Raw genomic sequence first — 17,242 nt, 5'->3', positions numbered from 1 at the left:
GGCGCAGTTGTGGGAAGTACTCTGCACTTATCTACTGCTTGAGCGGAGGATAGAACTTAGAGGGGTCGGACAACGCCTCGCGGAACTGGCCCTTGCGATACTTGGGCACCTCGACGTCCGGGGTGAACTTCACGATGGCATCCCACTTCGCCTGGTCGTCCAAGACTTCGTCTGGGTGCTTGTAGACTTGCAGCACGGGGTAGTCGTTTCCTTTGCTGTGGCCGGTTAGCAGAGCCAAGTCGCCGTCGTGGACCCGCTTCTTCGACAAGTGGGTGATGAACACGTGGCGAAAGGCGTGGAAGCCGATGCCGACGCCGAACTTCAAGTCCTTGAGGTAGGCGCCGAACTGGCGTCCGATGGCGCTCCCGTAGCGCCGATTGGACTCTTTGGTTTCCTTGTTCGTCCCGGCGGGCAGGTTGGGGAAGAGCCGCTCGTGCCCGCACACATGCATGTCTTGGACGAATTCCAGAAAGCCTGCTTGCTGAAGTCTGGGGTGGATCGGGATGGTTCGGATGGCCGACACGCCTTTCAGGCTTTGGCTGGAAGCCGAGTGCGTCTTGTCCGGTGCCTCGGCGTCGTCCGTGATCTGGATGGCGATCCACCAGCGGCCAGCCTTCTCGAACACGTCACAGAGCTTGAGCTGCGCGACCTCGTTGATGCGGGCGCCGGTGTAAAGCGCCAGGATGGGGCACCACCACCGATGCGGGTATTTCTTCGCCCATGGGATGAACGTGCCCGGTTCGAAAATCTTCTTCAAATCCTGTTCGGAGAAGTAGCGGACCACGCTGTTCGCGGGGCGTCGGAGATCGTTGGGCAACTTGCCGAAACCCGCCATGGGCGACTGGTAGATCGCGCCCGTTGTCTGAAGTTTTTTGAAGAACGTCGTCAGAAAGCGGCGGTGCTTTTCGAGTGTCTTGGATGCGGCGGGTCGGCCGTCCGGGCGCCTGACCTGCGCGAGCATGTCTTCTGGGGGAACCGACTTCAAATGCAGTTCCCAGATGTCTCCGGGCGATGCCCAAGTGAGCAGGTCCCATGCGAGGTAGATGTGCTCGGTCGTGATGTTCGACACGACGGTGTCGCCGCACGCGGCGAGAAGCACGCGCAACGTTCGCGTGACGGCATCGATAGTGTCCTTCTTTAGCCGACGCCGCTTGAGGTGACCGACATAGTCGGCGATCTCCACCGAGAGCATGCGTGCGGGGGACCCGAGGGGCAGCGCGTCGGCATGGCGCGTTCCTAAGCGTTTCGTCCGCACCCGGCGCGTGTTCTCAAAGGAATGTCGGATGACATCCAGCGCGCTTTGGGCCGCATCAGCCCCTTGGATCACCATCTTCCCGACCTTCATGCGGCCAATTCGAACGTCCGCCAGGATGAGGACGCCCTTTGGGGCTTTCATGTAAGAGTCGATGTCATCAACAGCGTCATCTGTCACGTTGATCTCCATGTGAAGTCAGGAGACGTGATAGGGGATAAAAGAAATCCGTCAACGGGGTTTTGGCAATCCTGATCGCTGTCCAGAGGCGCTAAAACATGCGCAACAAGTGGCACTGGGGCAGGTGACTGTTCTTAGGGCGATGGTTACAAGAAAGGCTAGAAAAATAAGGGATTTTGGATGTGAAATCCCAATGCATGCATCACGGGCATAACTGTACTGTTCAAGGAATGCCTAACGGCGCGGTTGTTAGTCTAAGTCTGTACGTCTGATAAATGTTAGGCTTTTCAGAATACGTCGAAAGAGTCGAATCAGACCGAACCCGCGCTGGGTTGTTAGTCAATTCTGATCTCGCACACGACCGGCCCGCGCTCGTATCGCGTTGCGCCGTTCCTCTAGGCAGAGTTCCGGCGGTCAAGCTTGCCGACCTTCGCGCGTCGAGGTGTTGTAAGAGCTCTTTTCCAGCGTGGCGGCCACGCGCATCTCGCGATGCAAATGGTCAGCGTCGACTTCGCCTGTTGCGAAACGTTCCATGACGTCCATGGCGTGCGGGCCAATGGGAACGCCCGCTGCGCGGCAGTCTGCGACGAGCTTGTCGACGACGCCGCGCCGCACGGCACGTTCGGAATCGGCGATCGGGGCGGTGCGGACGATGTGGATGTGTTTCGCGGTCATGGGCGGCCTCCTGGGGGAGCTCGATTCCTACCAAGATAACCACCTCCGTCAAGATGATCGCATCGTTGAGTGAAAGGCCGTAAAGCTAAAATTTGCGTATTCGCCGCCACGTTCATCCGGATCAGTGGTAATAAAGCCGCATCATCGCCGCGTGCAACTCGTCGACATCCAACTCGCCGTTGGTGAACTGATCGAGGAGAGGCAAGCAGCAGTCGTCCAAGCGATGGCCGATTTCGGCGTGGACCCGGAACATTTCTTCGACCGCATACTGGCGAATCGCCCGCTCTTCGTCATCAATCAAGGGGGCGTGCGCTTTCGCGGTGGGGACCGGGTATGGCGGATTGGGCATGGGATCCTCCGGAAAAGTGGATTCATACCACCGAGCAGGTGCCCGTCAAGCAAGCAAAGCCGAGCGTGGCGCTACAATTGTCCGCACGCGATTCCAACTTCTTGATTATGAAACCGACCCTTGAATCCATCGCCTCGGCCAAAGCGGAATTGGCCGAGGAAATCCGCCGCTTGGATCAGCAGGAGCAAGAACTGCGAAAGGAGCAAACCGACGACGCGTTCGCTCAGACAATGAGCATCCTGCACTTGTTCGCGAGCTCCTTCGACGCCAAGCAAAAGAGCGAGATCGCCGCGCTGGTGGCAGCCGGAACGCGTCCGGCGAAGAAGGCGGCACGTGCTGTTTCGGAAGCTCCGCCGAAGTATTGGCTTCCGCACACGGGCGAGACCTGGTCCGGTCGCGGCCGACCGCCGCGATCGTTTGCTGCGTGGGAGGGCACTGTTTCTCACCGCGAGTGGAAAGCCAAGCACCCAAAGCAGAAGTATCCGAAATTTCCTGGATGAGCGGCGCTGCTGTTGCAAGCGTTTAGGCCATCGAGACCACGCCAGAAGCGGATCCAAATCCGCTCAGCCCTATGCACCGAGAGTGCGATGCAATACCGCGCGCAATCGCGTTTCGGAGGCAAGTCGGCGCGGCTGTCTCCTGTCTGGACCGGGGAGATGGCGTGCTTGAGCTCTTGGCCCAAGCTCTCACCGTTTACTTCAACAGCGCGGCCAGCGCTTGGTCGCGCTGGCCTTGCTTGCGGCCCATCTTCATCTTGACCCCACATACGCCAATACGCTTCCGTCGAACCGCACCCCCGGCCCGCGCAACGCGCGCTGACCAGCGCCACGGTCAAGGCGGACTTCGACCCGGATCGCGCCGTGGCCAGTGCCGATGCGCAGACGCTCTTCGCGCGGAAGGACCCTCCGGATCCGAAAGCGCCTCGCGTGGCGGTGCCAACTGCGCAGGCGATGAACCAACCGCTGGAGGCGCGGCGGCAGATCGACGACGCGTTGGCAGGCCCCCGCTGACCGCAAGCGTCAGCTCTGCAGGTGGAGGATCCGGGCCAACGGTGCCCGATAAAGGCCTGATAGGACGCGGAGCAGACGGGCTGGCGCTCGGGCTGGGAATCCGTCCCTTTTCGCTGACATACTCTATTCATTGACTGACACCCAGTTAATGGTAAATTGCATCCCAATAAATGAATGAAAGGTCTTTGTGATGGCCGAATTCTTGAAATTAGCCACCGCGCGAGAGCTGGTGGACGCCGGTGCCGTCAAGCAGGCCGAGGTGATCGGCTTGCCCGGCGGCTGGACTGTGCAACTTCACACCTATAACCAAGCCCGGGTATTGGCCACCAAGGCCAACGAACCCCGTCGGTTTGGCACCTTTGAGAGCGCCCTGAAAGTCCTGCGCGAGTTGGGCGTGCGGTTGGATTTGCTCCGAGTCGATGCCGTGCAATGGGAAGCTGAAGGAGGCCAAGGCGTTCGACGTCGTCCCGATCGGTCGGCGGCGATGAAGCTCAAAGACGCCGATGCCCGTTATGTCGCCTCCCTGCGTGAGGACGTTCTGGAAGCTCGCGCCGATCCTAGGCCTGCTCTATCGAGCTTCCAAGCGAAGCAGCAGATGGATGCGGTCAAGGCCGAGCAGCAAGCGCGCCTTGATGCGGCTGTGCGAAACGGGGGCGCGCGCGCGTGACAGTTGAATGGAAACAGACTGCGCTCAATGATCGCACCTGGTTCCTAGTCAACGCGCTGGAGCGTGCGATCGCAAGTGCGGATCCGCAGATACACGCCGCGGCCGCCGAGCAGGATGATCGGATTGAGGCTGAAGGAAACGCGCTCGATGGTGTGGCCACCTACAAGCAAGGGCCTTTAGCGGATTCGCATCTCTACACGACCCACGATGGGCACTTCGTTATTCTTTACCGCCGCATCGGCGGACGTGTAGAAATTGAGCGCGTGAGGCACTCGCGCTCGAACTGGAAACCAAATCCTTAACGTTTTCGATGGCTACCCATGAAGCGCTGACCGGCATGGCTCTGTTTTCGCCACCACTGTCGGAGCAGGCCAGTGCCAAACTTTGATGCGCGCACCTTGGCGAGCGGCGCACAGGAACCTACGTTGGGTCGTCCTCCTGCATGCAACAGGAAGCGCCGCCCCAGCGCGCCTGCGACACCGGTATCCCCAAGGCTGCGCCCGTCTTGTGGCCTTGCAGGGTATGGATTCATACTCATGGCACATGCGACGGCCTTTTCGACATCTCGGGCGCTTCGTCGCCATGCTGCTGATCGCAGTCATGGCCGCTGTGCCCGTGGCCGATGCTTTCGCCTGCGCGTTCGAGTCCGAATCCACCTATGCCGCCGAAGCCGGAGAGCGCACCGCTTCTGATCCGTCCGGCAAGCAGCGTGAAGCCGATACCCAGCACGGTGTTTGCGCGCACAACCATTGCCACCACACCACAGCGGACGTTCCGTCTGACGGGCTGGCCGCCCCGGACCATGGGCGCGGCGGAGCCGCCTATCCCCGCCAGGACGCGAACCGTTTGTCCAACTGCTCCGATGGATTGATGAGGCCCCCACGGGCCTGACGTGACGCCTGCAACTGCAGGCGCGCATCTCCACGTCATTTCTCAATCCAGGAGTTTCCCATGTGCAGCTTGCTCGCCCGGCCGCGGAACGCGGCCGGTTCGGGCGTGGCCGCCTATGTGCGTGTGTCGCCATCAAAGGCGCCGCCGCGCAGGCGTGTTGCGTCCCGTTTCAATGTGAACCCGTTTGCGGGAGGGCCGCACTGATGAAGCGCCCTCTCGATGAAACACGTCGTCCTCGTGTGGCACGCACAGGTTTAGGTGGATCGCTGGCTAGAAATCTGCCTTCGATCAGCATCGAAGGCTTGATTGTCGTCGTGGCCGCATACTTCGTACTGGCCACGAACTCCGCTTTCTGGTCAGGCATGCGAGCGGCTGGCACGCTTTCCGAATCCGATGCATGGGTCGTGGTGCTTTGCGCTGCCCTCGCCATCTTCGCCCTTCATGCGCTGCTACTCGTGGTTCTGATCCCGCGTGCCGTCGCAAAGCCTGCGCTGACCCTGTTGCTTCTGGCTGCGGCTGGGGTGTCGTATTTCTCGAAGAAATACTCGGTCTATATCGATCCAAGCATGATCCGGAACGTGCTGCGCACCGATACCACCGAGGCGGGAGAGCTGCTGACGCTGGATCTCGGGGTGTCGTTGCTGCTGTTCGGTGCGCTGCCGTCGTTGCTGGTCTGGCTGGTTCGGATCCATGTGCGTCCGCTTCGGATGGCATTGATGCGCCGACTGCTGTTCGCCTTCTCGATGATCGTGCTGACTGCTGCATCCTTGTTCGTTGCGTTCGACGACCTTTCGCCTCTGATGCGCAATCATCCGTCGCTGCGCTACATGATTGCGCCTGGCAATGTGCTGGTGGCCACGACCAAGGTCCTCGCCGAGCGTGCTCGTGCACCTGAAGGGCCGCGCCAGGTGGTGGGTGCGGACGCGAGACTTCAGGGACACACCGCATCGACCAAACCGCATTTCCTCGTGATCGTCGTGGGCGAGACCGCTCGCGCCCAGAACTGGGGCCTGAACGGCTACGGCCGCCAGACCACGCCGCAACTGGCCCGTCTGGACGTCGTCAACTACAAGGACGTGAGCGCGTGCGGCTCGAACACCGAAGTCTCTGTGCCTTGCATGTTTTCCTCCACCGGCCGTCGACGCTACGACCAGCAGCTCATCAGCAATTCCGATTCGCTTCTGCATGTGCTGGAAAGGGCGGCGGTCCGGACGCTGTGGCGCGACAACCAGACGGGATGCAAAGGGGTCTGCGATGGACTGCCATTCCAGTCCTACCGGAAGCCGCCGAAGAATCCGATGTGCAATGACGAAGCGTGCCGTGACGCCGTGATGTTGCAGGGCTTGCACGATGCCATCGACGACAACCCCGGGGACGTGGTGGTCGTTCTACATCAAATCGGAAACCATGGTCCCAGTTACTACAAGCGATACGGCGACGAGTTCAGGCGCTTCTTGCCCGATTGCCGGGAAGCCGACCTGAAGCGGTGCAGCCGCGAACAGATCGTCAACGCCTATGACAATGCCATCCTCGCCACCGACGATTTCCTGGCCAAGGCGATCCGCATGCTGGCCCAGGACGCGTCCCACGACACGGCCTTGATCTACCTGTCCGATCACGGTGAGTCGTTGGGCGAGAACAACATTTACCTGCACGGCTTCCCGTATGCGATCGCACCGGACACGCAGATCAAGGTGCCCATGGTGGCTTGGCTCTCGCCCGGCATGATCGCCAGCACCGGCATCGACATGCGCTGCGTGAGGGCCCGGGCCGATCAGCCGGCCAGCCACGACAACCTGTTCCATTCCGTTCTGGGGTTGATGCAGGTGACCACCGCTGTTTACGAGCCCGCCCTGGACCTGTTTGGCAGTTGCGCGACGCCAAGACCTCAGGTATCTGTGGGGCTGCCCGCCGGCCAGGGAAACGACCTGAATGCTCCTGAGCCAGATGGGGAGCCGCTGTAATTGTATACACGCATTGATACCTTCATAATCTTGGTTATGCATCGGTTTTTCCGCCCATTCACGCGCCCCATCGCCATGCTGCTTCTTGCAGTCATGGTTTTGATGCCTGTGACGGAGGCCTTTTCTTGCTCTTTGGAAGGCGAATCGACTCACTCGGCCGAATTCGTGACCGATGGCGATCAGGCGTCTCATACCGAGGACAGCTCCGGTAAAGAAGACACCGGCGAAGCCTCCCACGACGTTTGCGTGCACAACCACTGCCACCACACGACGGCGGACCTGCCGCCGCAGTCGGCGGTCGGTGCCTTCTTTCTGAAGGCCGCCGATCCGCAACCGATCGATGACGCCAACCTCTTGGCGAATGCGTCCGACGGACTCATGAGGCCGCCCCGGATCTGACGTGTTTCGCCCGCCTTGCGCGGGCGCTTTCCACGTCCATTTCGATCCAGGAGTGTCCAATGCCCATGTTGCTTGGCCGACCGCTCAGAGCGGTCTGGCTGGGCGTGGCTATCCTTGTCTGCGCATCGCCCTTGGCGATGGCGCAGACACGGGAAGTCGCGCCGTCTTATCAATCCCTGCTCGCACGGTTGGAGCAGATGCCCGCCGCGATCGAGGCTGCGGCGCTGTCCGAGGCCGCCGATGCCCGTGCGCAACAAGCGCGAGCCATCGCGAACCCTTCCCTCAGTTGGGAGACCGAAAACATCCAGGGTTCCGGCCCCTACCGCGGGTTCGGCAACGCCGAGACCACGGTGTCCGTCACGCAGCCGCTGGAACTGTTCGGCCAGCGCAGCGCCCGCATCGGCGCCGCTCGGGCCGATGCCCTCGCCACCGGCCTGCGCAGCGAGCAGATGCGCTGGCGGGCCGCAGGCAGGCTCGCGCAGGCCTACAGCGATGCCGAGGCGGCATCGCGCCGCTACGATCTCGCCGCTGAAGCGCTTGCCCTGTCCGAGCAGGATGCGCGTGCAGTCGCGTTGCTGGTGGAAGCCGGTCGAGAGGCCACTCTGCGCGGTATCCAGGCGCGCAGCGAGACCGATGCGGCACGCGCCCAGCTGGAAGAAGCCCGCGCCGTGCGCGATGCGGCCTTCGCCCGACTTTCCGCGATCGCCATGCTCGACGCCCCTGTGGAAACGCTTGGCGCGAGCTTGCTGGACACTGCGCCTGCATCGCATGCGCTCGACGCCAGCGACCCGTTGGCCGTTCGCATCGCGCAGGCCGAGGTCGATGCAGCCGGTCAGCGCCTCACGGTGGAGCAGCGGCGCGCCCGTCCGGATCTCAGCGCGAGCATGGGCATGCGTCGCTTCCGCGAGACCGGGGACGATGCGTTCACCATCGGTTTGAGCGTGTCGGTGCCGTTGTTCGACCGCAACCGTGGCGGTGTCCGTGCTGCTTACGCCGACCAGCGCGCTGCCGAAGCGCGTCTGACCGCCCAGCAGCAGGAAGCCCGGGCCGATCGACTGGCTGCAGAGGCCACGCTGTCGGCATCGATGGCGCGCGTTCGCGCGGCCGACAGCGGTGTTGGCGCCGCTGAAGAGGCCTATCGCATGGCACGTGTCGGTTTTGACGCCGGGCGTCTCTCGCAACTTGAACTACGCAGCACGCGCGCCTCGCTCATCTCCGCGCGCAACGCCGCCGTGGAAGCGCGCCTCGCGCGCGTCCGCGCCGAAATCGACTTGGCCGGCCTGGAAGGCCGTGCTCCTTTTGGGGAATCCCGATGACATTCAAGAACAACCGACTGGTGCTGGTTGCCGCGATCCTGATCGCCTTGGCAGCAGGCTTCGGCCTTGCGCGTGTGACAGGCGACGACGCTGGCGAAGCGGCCCACGCCGAACACGCCGAAGACAAAGACGCTGCCGACGCCCACGCTGGAGAAGAGGGCCACAACGAAGAAAGTGAGGGGGCTGATGCGCACGCCGACGAAGGCGGGCACGGCGAAGAAGAAGGCAAGAAAGGAGCCGAAGAAGAAGGCACCGTTGCGCTCACGAAAGAACAAATCGAAGCCTCCGGCATCACCGTTGTCGCGGTGTCGCGTGGTGGCGGTGGCGAGACCCGGCTGAGCGGCCGGGTGGAGCCTTCGATCGGTGCTCGGGCCGCAGTGGCATCGTCCATCGCCGGTCGGGTGGAGCGCGTGATCGTTGCGCCAGGCACGCAGGTCCGCGCTGGCCAGCCGCTCGCAGTGGTCGTCAGCGGCGAAGCTGCGACGATGCGGGCCAACGCCGACGCGGCTCGGGCAGAGGCGGAGGCGGCACGATTGGTGTTCCGACGCGATCAGTCTCTGGTTTCGCAGGGCGTGGTCGCCCGGCAGGAACTCGAAGCCTCACGCGCTCGCTCGCTGGCGGCCGATGCGCTTGCTCGCGCTGCGGTCGCCCAGGCCAGCGCTGCCGGCACGCCGGACGCGAGCGGCCGGATCACCATCACCAGCCCGGTGGCGGGCGTGGTGGGCGCGGTGCAGGTCACCCCGGGGAGTGTGGTGAGTGCAGGTGCTCTGGTGGCGAACGTCTCCGATCCAAAGCAGACCGAACTGGTGTTTTCCGCGCCGCCGGCACTGGCGGCACAGGTCGCGCCCGGTGCTCGTATCGAAGTGTCCGGTCCGGCCGGGAATTTCACGGCCGTGGTGATCGGCGCTGCGGCCGATGTCCGCGAACAGGGCGGTATGGCTGTCATCCGCGCTCGCGCCGAGTCCGGGACGCTGCCGCCTGCGGGTTCGCCGGTCGCGGGTGTCGTGGTGTCCGCGGGGCAAGGCCGGGCCCTGAGCGTGCCTGCCGACGCGGTGCAGACCGTCGAAGGCCGATCGGTCGTGTTCGTGGTGACCGACACGGGCTTCCGCGCGATGCCCGTGCTCGCCGGCCGTCGCGCCGGTGGCCGCATCGAAGTGCTCAACGGGTTGACTGGCAGCGAGCGTATCGCTGGCAGCAACGCGTTCCTGCTGAAGGCAGAGCTCGCCAAGGGCGAAGCCGAGCACGGTCACTGAGGGCGCCGCCATGTTCAAGATCGTGATCGAAACAGCGGTGAGATTCCGCTGGGCGATGGTCTTCGCCGCGGCGATGCTCGCCGCATATGGCCTGTTTCAACTCAGCCGGTTGCCGATCGATGCCGTGCCGGACATCACCAATCGGCAGGTGCAGATCAACACCATCGCGCCGGCGCTCGCGCCGGGGCAGATCGAGCGGCAGGTCACTTACCCGCTGGAGACCGCGCTGGCAGGCATTCCGGGACTCAGCAGCACCCGCTCGCTGTCGCGCAACGGCTTCTCGCAGGTGACCGCGATCTTCACCGACCAGACCGACATCTACTTCGCCCGCCAACAGGTGGCCGAACGGATGCGCGAAGTCGAGGAGGATCTGCCCGAAGGCGTGGTGCCCATGATGTCGCCGGTGACGACGGGTTTGGGTGAGGTGCTGATGTGGACGGTGGACTACGTGCCCTTCAACGCGAAGAAGGTCGCCAAGGCCGGCGAGCCCGGGTGGCAGGCCGACAAGGCCTACCTCACGCCCGAGGGCGACCGGCTGACCACGCCGCAACAGCGAGCGACCTACCTGCGCACCGTCCAGGACTGGCTGATCGCGCCGCAGATGCGGTCGACGCCCGGTCTGGCCGGCGTGGACACCATCGGCGGCTACGTGAAGGAATACGCCATTCGTCCCGACGCGGCACGCATGGCGGCCTACGGCTTGGGCATGGGCGATCTGGTGCGTGCGCTGGAGCGTTCGAACGTGCAGGCCGGCGCGGGCTTCGTGCAGCGCGGCGGCGAGGGTCTCATCGTCCGTGCCGACGCCCTGGCGCAGACCATCGATGACCTCGCGCAGGCGCCGGTGGCGAACCGCGACGGTTTGGTGGTGCGGGTCTCCGACGTGGCGCGTGTCGAACTCGGCCAGGCGCCGCGGTTGGGCACGGCCACACGGGACGGCCATGAGGCGGTGCTCGGCACCGCGCTGATGATCGCCGGGGGCAACAGCCGCACCGTGGCCCAGGCCGCAGCGGAGCGCCTCAAGGAGGTCAACCGGACGCTGCCGCCGGGCATCGAAGCCGAACCCGTGCTGGACCGCAGCTTGCTGGTGAATTCAACCATCAAGACCGTGGCCAAGAACCTGACCGAAGGCGCGCTGCTGGTGGTCGTGGTGCTGTTCCTCCTGCTCGGCAACATCCGTGCGGCGGCGATCACCGCGTTGGTGATCCCGCTGTCGTTCCTGTTCGCGGTGATCGGCATGAACCGCTTCGGCATCAGCGGCAACCTCATGAGCCTGGGCGCGCTGGACTTCGGCATCCTGGTCGACGGCGCGGTGATCGTGATCGAGGCGACGCTGTTGATGCTGGGGCAGAAGCAGGCCGAACTCGGCCGGCATCTCTCCGCAGGCGAACGGCTGGGTGTGGCGATCCAGGCGGCACGCAAGATGGTGCGGCCTGCTGCATTCGGTCAGCTCATCATCCTGCTGGTGTTCGCACCGATCCTCACGCTCGAAGGGGTGGAGGGCAAGACGTTCCAGCCCATGGCTGCGACCTTCATGCTGGCGCTTGTGGGCGCCTTCATCTTCTCGTTCACGTTCGTGCCCGCCATGGCAGCGCTGTTCGTGCGGGATCCGAAGGAGGTGCACGCCAAGAATGCGTCCCACGCTCCGGATGCGGAAGCAGGCCAGCATGGCGGTGACACGCAAGGCCACGCCGAGGAACACGAAACCAGGATCCTGCGGTGGACACGCCGCAAGACCGAGCCGGCCATCCGCGCTGCGATCGCGCGGCCACGTGCGGTGCTGGTCAGCGCAGCCTTGATGTTGGCCATGGGCACAGGAGCGTTCTTCTCGTTGGGGCGCGAGTTCATGCCCACCCTGGACGAAGGCAACCTCGCCATGCAGGCGTTGCGGGTGCCGTCCGCGTCGCTGGAGCAGTCCTTGGCGATGCAGGTGTCTCTGGAGAAAGCGTTGGCGAAGGAGCCGGAGGTTGCGACGGTGTTCTCCCGCACCGGCACCGCCGAGGCCGCCATCGATCCGATGCCGACCAACATTTCCGACAGCGTGATCGTGCTCAAACCCCGGTCGGAATGGCCGGACCCGTCGCTGGACAAGGAAGCGCTCATCGAGCGCTTGGAAAAGGTCGTCGGCAACCGCATCGGCAACGCGTTCGAGTTCAGCCAGCCCATCGAGTTGCGCTTCAACGAGCTGATCTCCGGCGTGCGCACGGATTTGGCGGTGATGGTCTACGGCGACGACTTCGAAGTGCTGCAACGCGTGGCCGATCAGGTGTCGGTGAAGTTGCGCGGCGTGCAGGGTGCAGCCGACGTGCGCGTGGAGCAGATATCCGGCCTGCCGACGCTCACCGTGCGCATCGACCACGCGGCGGCCGCGCAGTATGGGCTGAGCGCTGCGGACGTCAGCGAAGCCTTGGCCACCGGCGTCGGCGGCACGGCCGCCGGCAAGATCTTCGAGGGCGACCGCCGCTTCGATGTCGTGGTGCGTCTGGACGAAGAGGCGCGGAATGATCCCGCGCAACTGGCCGCGCTTCCGGTGGTGACTGCGGATGGCACAACGGTGCCGCTGTCGTCCCTTGCCCGAATCGACGTGACCGAAGGGCCCAACCAGATCAGCCGCAACAACGGCAGTCGACGCATCGTGGTGCAGGCGAATGTGCGAGGCCGCGATCTGGGTGGGTTCGTGAAGGAGGCCCAAGCCGCGGTTTCCGGTGTGTCCTTGCCCTCCGGCATCTACCTGACGTGGGGTGGGCAGTTCGAGAACCTCCAGCGGGCGGAGGCGCGGCTGTTGCTGGTGGTCCCGGTCGTGTTCCTGCTGATCGGCACGCTCCTGTATATGGCACTGGGAACGGTGCGCGAGGCGGGGCTGGTCTTCGTCTGCGTGCCGCTGGCGCTGGTGGGCGGTGCCCTGGCGTTGCTCGTGCGCGGCATGCCGTTCTCGGTATCGGCTGCCGTGGGCTTCATCGCGGTGTCGGGAGTGGCCACCCTCAATGGGCTGGTGCTGATGCAAGCGATCCGCGAACGGCTCACCGCAGGCGACGCACCACTTGAGGCCGCAGCCAACGGTGCGTCCAGCCGTCTGCGCGCGGTGCTGACCACGGCGCTCGTGGCCATCGTCGGGTTCATCCCGATGGCGATCGCCACCGGGTCGGGGGCGGAGGTGCAGAAGCCCTTGGCGACCGTGGTCATCGGCGGCCTGCTCACCGCCACGGTGCTCACCTTGCTCGTGCTGCCCACGTTCGCGGCTCGGGCCACGGCGAAGCGACCGAAGCGGCACGTGACATGACCGCCGGCGGCGTCCAGCAGAAGCGGATCCTGCGACAGGTCCTGCTGTGGAACCTGGGCCTGTTCGTGGGGCTGGGCGTGGCCGGTTGGATCGCCGATTCCAGCGCGCTGCTGGCCAACGCCGTGGACAACGCGTCGGATGCGGCCGTCTACCTGTTGAGCTACCTGGCGATTGATCGCCGCCCCGCGTGGAAGCGCGGGGCGGCGACCGTCTCAGGCGCGATGCTGCTGCTCTTCGCGGTTGCGGTGGTGGTCGACGTGGTGCGCCGGTGGATCAGCGGAGCGGAACCGTTGGGCCCAGCCATGATGCTGATCGCGCTGGCAGCGGCGGCAATCAACCTGTGGTGTCTGGTTCTGCTCAGGCGCCTGCGCTCGGACGACGTGAACATGAAGGCCGCTGAGACCTTCAGCTTCAACGATTTCATTTCCAACGGCGGCGTCATCGTCGCTGGTGCACTCGTGCTCTGGCTGGGAACGCCATGGCCTGACCTGGTGGCGGGTGCGCTGATCGCACTGATCGCCTTCAAGGGCGGCATCGAAATCCTCACAAGCGTCAAGAACAGCAAGACCGGCGATGGCTGACAGCCAATGTCGCCGCCGGTTGACCATGCCTGCGAAGGCAGTAATTTGCCTGCCAAGCGGGTTCGATTTTTCACTGATATCCCAGGGCTAGACCCTAGCGTCGAAGGAGAACGGCAATGACCGAGAAGCTTCGCATCGACCTGCAGATACTGCTGCCCGACCTGCCGCATGAAGCGGACGCATGCGTCGGCCGACTGGTGAACGAACTGGAAGGTCGGAACGGCATCCAGAAGGTGCACGTGCGCGCCGCGGTGGGCAACATGCCCACGCAGCTGTGTATCCACTACGACGCCGACGCAATACCCTTGGCGCGCATCAGGGAAGTCGTGCAGAGCACCGGCGCCGCGATCAGCCAACGTTATGGCCACGCCTTCTGGATGGTGGACGGCATCACCCACGAGCGCCGGGCCCGGACCGTGGCCGATCGCTTGAAGCTGATCGCTGGGATGCTGGAGGCCGAAGCCAGCGCGGCGGGCGCGGTCCACGTCGAATTCGACCGTCAACAGTTGAGCGAGGATGAGATCCTCTCTGTCCTGGCCGAAATGCAAGTGACGCCCAGTTTGCCGCGCCGCAGCGACGGGGCGGCGGATGATCACGGCGATGAAGCCCACGATCATGTGGAAGCAGATGGGCACACGCATGCCGAAGGCGATGGCCACAACCATGGCAAAGGCGATAAGCATTCGCACGGCAAGGAAGGCGATCATTCCCACGCACACGGCGGCCTGCTCGGCCCGAACACAGAACTGATCTTCGCCTTGACGTGCGGCGCGCTGCTGCTGGCCGGCTTCCTGATCGGGAAGTTCGCTTCGTCCGCTCCGTCCTGGTTGCCTACGGCGTTCTACATCTTGGCCTACGTGTTCGGGGGCTTCTACACGGTCCGTGAGGCTTACGACAACCTGCGACTCAAGCGCTTCGAGATCGACACGCTCATGCTGGTGGCCGCTGCAGGCGCCGCGGCGCTTGGGTCATGGGCGGAAGGCGCGCTGCTGCTCTTCCTCTTCAGCTTGGGCCACGCGCTCGAGCACTACGCGATGGGCCGCGCCAAGCGCGCCATCGAAGCGCTGGCCGAACTCGCGCCAGACACGGCGACCGTTCGGCGCGAGGGCAACGTGCAGGACATCCCGGTCGACGCGCTGGTCGTGGGCGACATCGTCCTGGTCAAACCGAACGAACGCCTGCCGGCCGACGGTTTTGTCGTGCAGGGCACATCAAGCGTCAATCAGGCACCGGTGACCGGCGAAAGCATTCCGGTCGACAAGCGCCCCGTGGCGGATACCGCGGTTTCGCGCGAACGTCCTGATGCCGTCGATGCGGCATCGCGCGTGTTCGCCGGCACCATCAACGGCAGCGGCGCCATCGAAGTGGAGGTCACGCGCAAGTCCAGCGATTCCGCCCTGGCCCGCGTCGTGAAAATGGTCAGCGAGGCCGAGACCCGAAAATCACCGACCCAGCGTTTCACGGATCGATTCGAGCGCATCTTCGTGCCGGCGGTGTTGGTGCTGGCATTCCTGTTGCTGTTCGCGTGGGTGGTGGTGGACGAACCCTTCCGCGACAGCTTCTACCGCGCGATGGCGGTGCTGGTCGCCGCCAGCCCCTGCGCGCTGGCCATCGCCACGCCCAGCGCGGTGCTGTCGGGCATCGCGCGCGCGGCACGCTCCGGCGTGCTGATCAAGGGCGGCGCGCCGCTGGAAGAGTTGGGGTCGCTCAACGCGATGGCCTTCGACAAGACCGGCACATTGACGGAAGGACGTCCGCGGATCACCGATGTGGTGCCGGTCGATGGCGTTACCGATGAAGAATTGCTTCAAGTCGCCGTGGCAGTCGAGTCACTCAGCGACCACCCGCTGGCAGCAGCGATCACGCGCGACGGGCGCGAACGGTTGGGCAACGCGACGATCGGCACGGCCAGCGACCTGGATAACTTGATCGGCCGCGGCGTGCAGGCACAACTGGATGGCGAGCCAGTCTGGATCGGCAAGGCCGAAATGTTCGGTGCCGACGGCATCGCTCCGTTGGGCGAATCGGCCGCCGCGGCTATCGCCAAGCTGCGGGAAGCCGGGCGCACGACGATGGTAGTGCGCAAGGGCAGCCGGGATCTGGGCGCCATCGGTTTGCTGGACACCGCGCGGGAAGGCGCCAAGGACGCGCTCGCCGAACTGCGCCGACAGGGCATCTCCCGGATGATCATGATCTCCGGCGACCACCAACGCGTCGCGGAGGCCATCGCCAAGGAGGTGGGGCTCGACGAAGCCTGGGGCGATCTGATGCCCGACGACAAGGTCGAGTCCATTCGCAAGCTGCGCACGCAGGACAAGGTGGCGATGGTCGGTGACGGGGTCAACGACGCACCGGCAATGGCCAACGCAACGGTGGGCATCGCCATGGGCGCGGCAGGTTCCGACGTCGCGCTGGAAACGGCCGATGTGGCGCTCATGGCCGACGACTTGCGGCACCTGCCGTTCGCCGTCGGGCTCAGCCGACACACGCGTGGGGTGATTCGCCAGAACGTGTTCGTCAGCATGGGCATCGTCGCCTTCCTCGTGCCCGCCACGATCTTTGGGCTGGGAATCGGTCCGGCGGTGGCCATTCATGAAGGCTCTACCTTGCTCGTGGTGGTGAACGCGCTTCGGTTGCTCGCCTACAAGGACAAGTCCTGATCATGGCTTCATTTCCCTGTTGGCAGCGGGAGGTCCGAACGCGCGTAAGCACTGCGATGATTGAGAGCGTCGGCGTCCATTTGGCCACCGACGAAATAAGTCTGATTTTGTCCACGGATCAACCGGCGCCAAGCGGCAAGCGATAGCATTCGTCGTTGGCAGCGACGGAATGGTTTCGAGCGACAAGAGCAAGTCGATCGACCGCGAAAAACGCGCCTGAGATCGCGCCGGAACGCACGGCGCGCTCCAGACGCTTCGAGGCTTTTTTCCCGTAGCCGATGAAGATGGATGGTGCCGGGGAACTGGGGCCGGGAGATCCATCCGGCCGGCAGAATTGAACACGTCCCTTGACGAACACCAGCGCGGTCGTTGCGGGATGGTTGAGCACCCAGTCGTGCATCCACCGGGTGTCAAAACGGGCCAACACCAAGGTGACCCCATTCCCGTGCTCGGCCGCCTTCTGCATCCAGGCGACTTGCCCTTTGCCGTAGGGCGGGTTGTGGAACACGAACGCCGACCGAGGCCAGGGTGTCGCTAGACCATCTTCCTTCACAGTGAGCATTCGAGTCGCGGTGCGCCAGGGCATCTGGGGCGGGACGCACGGATCTAGATCAAACGGTCCGAGCACGTCCACGAGAGTTTTGGGCGTCAGCCAGGTCGTGGTGGTTCCGCCCGGTGCGTTGCGATCGAAGCCCACGCACTTCTGGACGGCAACCCGACTTTTAAGTTTCGTGACCATGTCAATTCCTTTGTGCAATGCGCCGCCGT

At 64.1% G+C, this 17,242-nt stretch carries 16 protein-coding genes; 12 read left to right on the top strand and 4 right to left on the bottom strand.

Annotation, left to right across the window (positions count from 1 at the left end):
- Positions 1-31: 31 nt before the first annotated feature.
- From ABD974_RS11075 to ABD974_RS11065, 3 genes are all read right to left on the bottom strand, one after another.
- The gene (locus ABD974_RS11075) at positions 32-1,444 is read right to left on the bottom strand and encodes a site-specific integrase (protein WP_345303374.1); all 1,413 of its coding nucleotides are present in this window, start codon (positions 1,442-1,444) and stop codon (positions 32-34) included.
- Between the two features lie 402 nt (positions 1,445-1,846).
- A complete protein-coding gene (locus tag ABD974_RS11070) occupies positions 1,847-2,107 on the bottom strand; it encodes a hypothetical protein (protein WP_345303373.1) in 261 nt (86 codons plus the stop codon).
- A gap of 121 nt (positions 2,108-2,228) precedes the next feature.
- Positions 2,229-2,456 carry a hypothetical protein gene (locus ABD974_RS11065; RefSeq protein WP_345303372.1) on the bottom strand — a complete coding sequence of 76 codons (228 nt, stop codon included), beginning with the start codon at positions 2,454-2,456 and terminating at the stop codon, positions 2,229-2,231.
- 104 nt (positions 2,457-2,560) lie between these two features.
- Between ABD974_RS11065 and ABD974_RS11060 the strand changes: the two genes are divergently transcribed.
- The 12 genes from ABD974_RS11060 (at position 2,561) to ABD974_RS11005 (ending at position 16,474) form a co-directional block, all read left to right on the top strand.
- A complete protein-coding gene (locus ABD974_RS11060; protein WP_345303508.1) occupies positions 2,561-2,956 on the top strand; it encodes an H-NS histone family protein in 396 nt (131 codons plus the stop codon).
- 264 nt (positions 2,957-3,220) lie between these two features.
- The gene (locus ABD974_RS11055) at positions 3,221-3,466 is read left to right on the top strand and encodes an XVIPCD domain-containing protein (RefSeq protein ID WP_345303507.1); all 246 of its coding nucleotides are present in this window, start codon (positions 3,221-3,223) and stop codon (positions 3,464-3,466) included.
- A gap of 190 nt (positions 3,467-3,656) precedes the next feature.
- The gene (locus tag ABD974_RS11050) at positions 3,657-4,133 is read left to right on the top strand and encodes a hypothetical protein (RefSeq protein ID WP_345303371.1); all 477 of its coding nucleotides are present in this window, start codon (positions 3,657-3,659) and stop codon (positions 4,131-4,133) included.
- Positions 4,130-4,435 (top strand): type II toxin-antitoxin system RelE/ParE family toxin, encoded by a 306-nt coding sequence (locus ABD974_RS11045; protein WP_345303370.1) that lies wholly within the window; start codon positions 4,130-4,132, stop codon positions 4,433-4,435. Before ABD974_RS11050 ends, ABD974_RS11045 begins: the two co-directional genes overlap by 4 nt.
- Positions 4,436-4,715: 280 nt before the next feature.
- Positions 4,716-5,024 carry a hypothetical protein gene (locus ABD974_RS11040; RefSeq protein ID WP_345303369.1) on the top strand — a complete coding sequence of 103 codons (309 nt, stop codon included), beginning with the start codon at positions 4,716-4,718 and terminating at the stop codon, positions 5,022-5,024.
- 203 nt (positions 5,025-5,227) lie between these two features.
- The gene (locus ABD974_RS11035; RefSeq protein WP_345303368.1) at positions 5,228-6,988 is read left to right on the top strand and encodes a phosphoethanolamine transferase; all 1,761 of its coding nucleotides are present in this window, start codon (positions 5,228-5,230) and stop codon (positions 6,986-6,988) included.
- A gap of 75 nt (positions 6,989-7,063) precedes the next feature.
- Complete coding sequence (locus ABD974_RS11030; RefSeq protein WP_345303367.1) at positions 7,064-7,387, top strand: hypothetical protein; 324 nt, start codon at positions 7,064-7,066, stop codon at positions 7,385-7,387.
- A gap of 59 nt (positions 7,388-7,446) precedes the next feature.
- Entirely contained in the window at positions 7,447-8,703 is a 1,257-nt protein-coding gene (locus tag ABD974_RS11025) for a TolC family protein (RefSeq protein WP_345303366.1), read from the top strand.
- On the top strand, positions 8,700-9,956 hold the full coding sequence (locus ABD974_RS11020) for an efflux RND transporter periplasmic adaptor subunit (protein WP_345303365.1): 1,257 nt from the start codon (positions 8,700-8,702) through the stop codon (positions 9,954-9,956). Before ABD974_RS11025 ends, ABD974_RS11020 begins: the two co-directional genes overlap by 4 nt.
- A 10-nt stretch (positions 9,957-9,966) precedes the next feature.
- A complete protein-coding gene (locus ABD974_RS11015; protein WP_345303364.1) occupies positions 9,967-13,233 on the top strand; it encodes an efflux RND transporter permease subunit in 3,267 nt (1,088 codons plus the stop codon).
- Entirely contained in the window at positions 13,230-13,814 is a 585-nt protein-coding gene (locus ABD974_RS11010; RefSeq protein ID WP_345303363.1) for a cation efflux transmembrane domain-containing protein, read from the top strand. The genes ABD974_RS11015 and ABD974_RS11010 overlap by 4 nt, the downstream gene beginning before the upstream one ends.
- A 116-nt stretch (positions 13,815-13,930) precedes the next feature.
- On the top strand, positions 13,931-16,474 hold the full coding sequence (locus ABD974_RS11005; protein ID WP_345303362.1) for a heavy metal translocating P-type ATPase: 2,544 nt from the start codon (positions 13,931-13,933) through the stop codon (positions 16,472-16,474).
- A gap of 118 nt (positions 16,475-16,592) precedes the next feature.
- Here ABD974_RS11005 and ABD974_RS11000 read toward each other — a convergent pair whose 3' ends face one another.
- A complete protein-coding gene (locus tag ABD974_RS11000; RefSeq protein WP_345303361.1) occupies positions 16,593-17,213 on the bottom strand; it encodes a DNA N-6-adenine-methyltransferase in 621 nt (206 codons plus the stop codon).
- Positions 17,214-17,242: the final 29 nt, after the last annotated feature.

This window comes from Lysobacter hankyongensis (assembly GCF_039543145.1).
Classification (GTDB): domain Bacteria; phylum Pseudomonadota; class Gammaproteobacteria; order Xanthomonadales; family Xanthomonadaceae; genus Lysobacter_I; species Lysobacter_I hankyongensis.
This window is presented reverse-complemented; position numbering and strand designations above follow the sequence as displayed.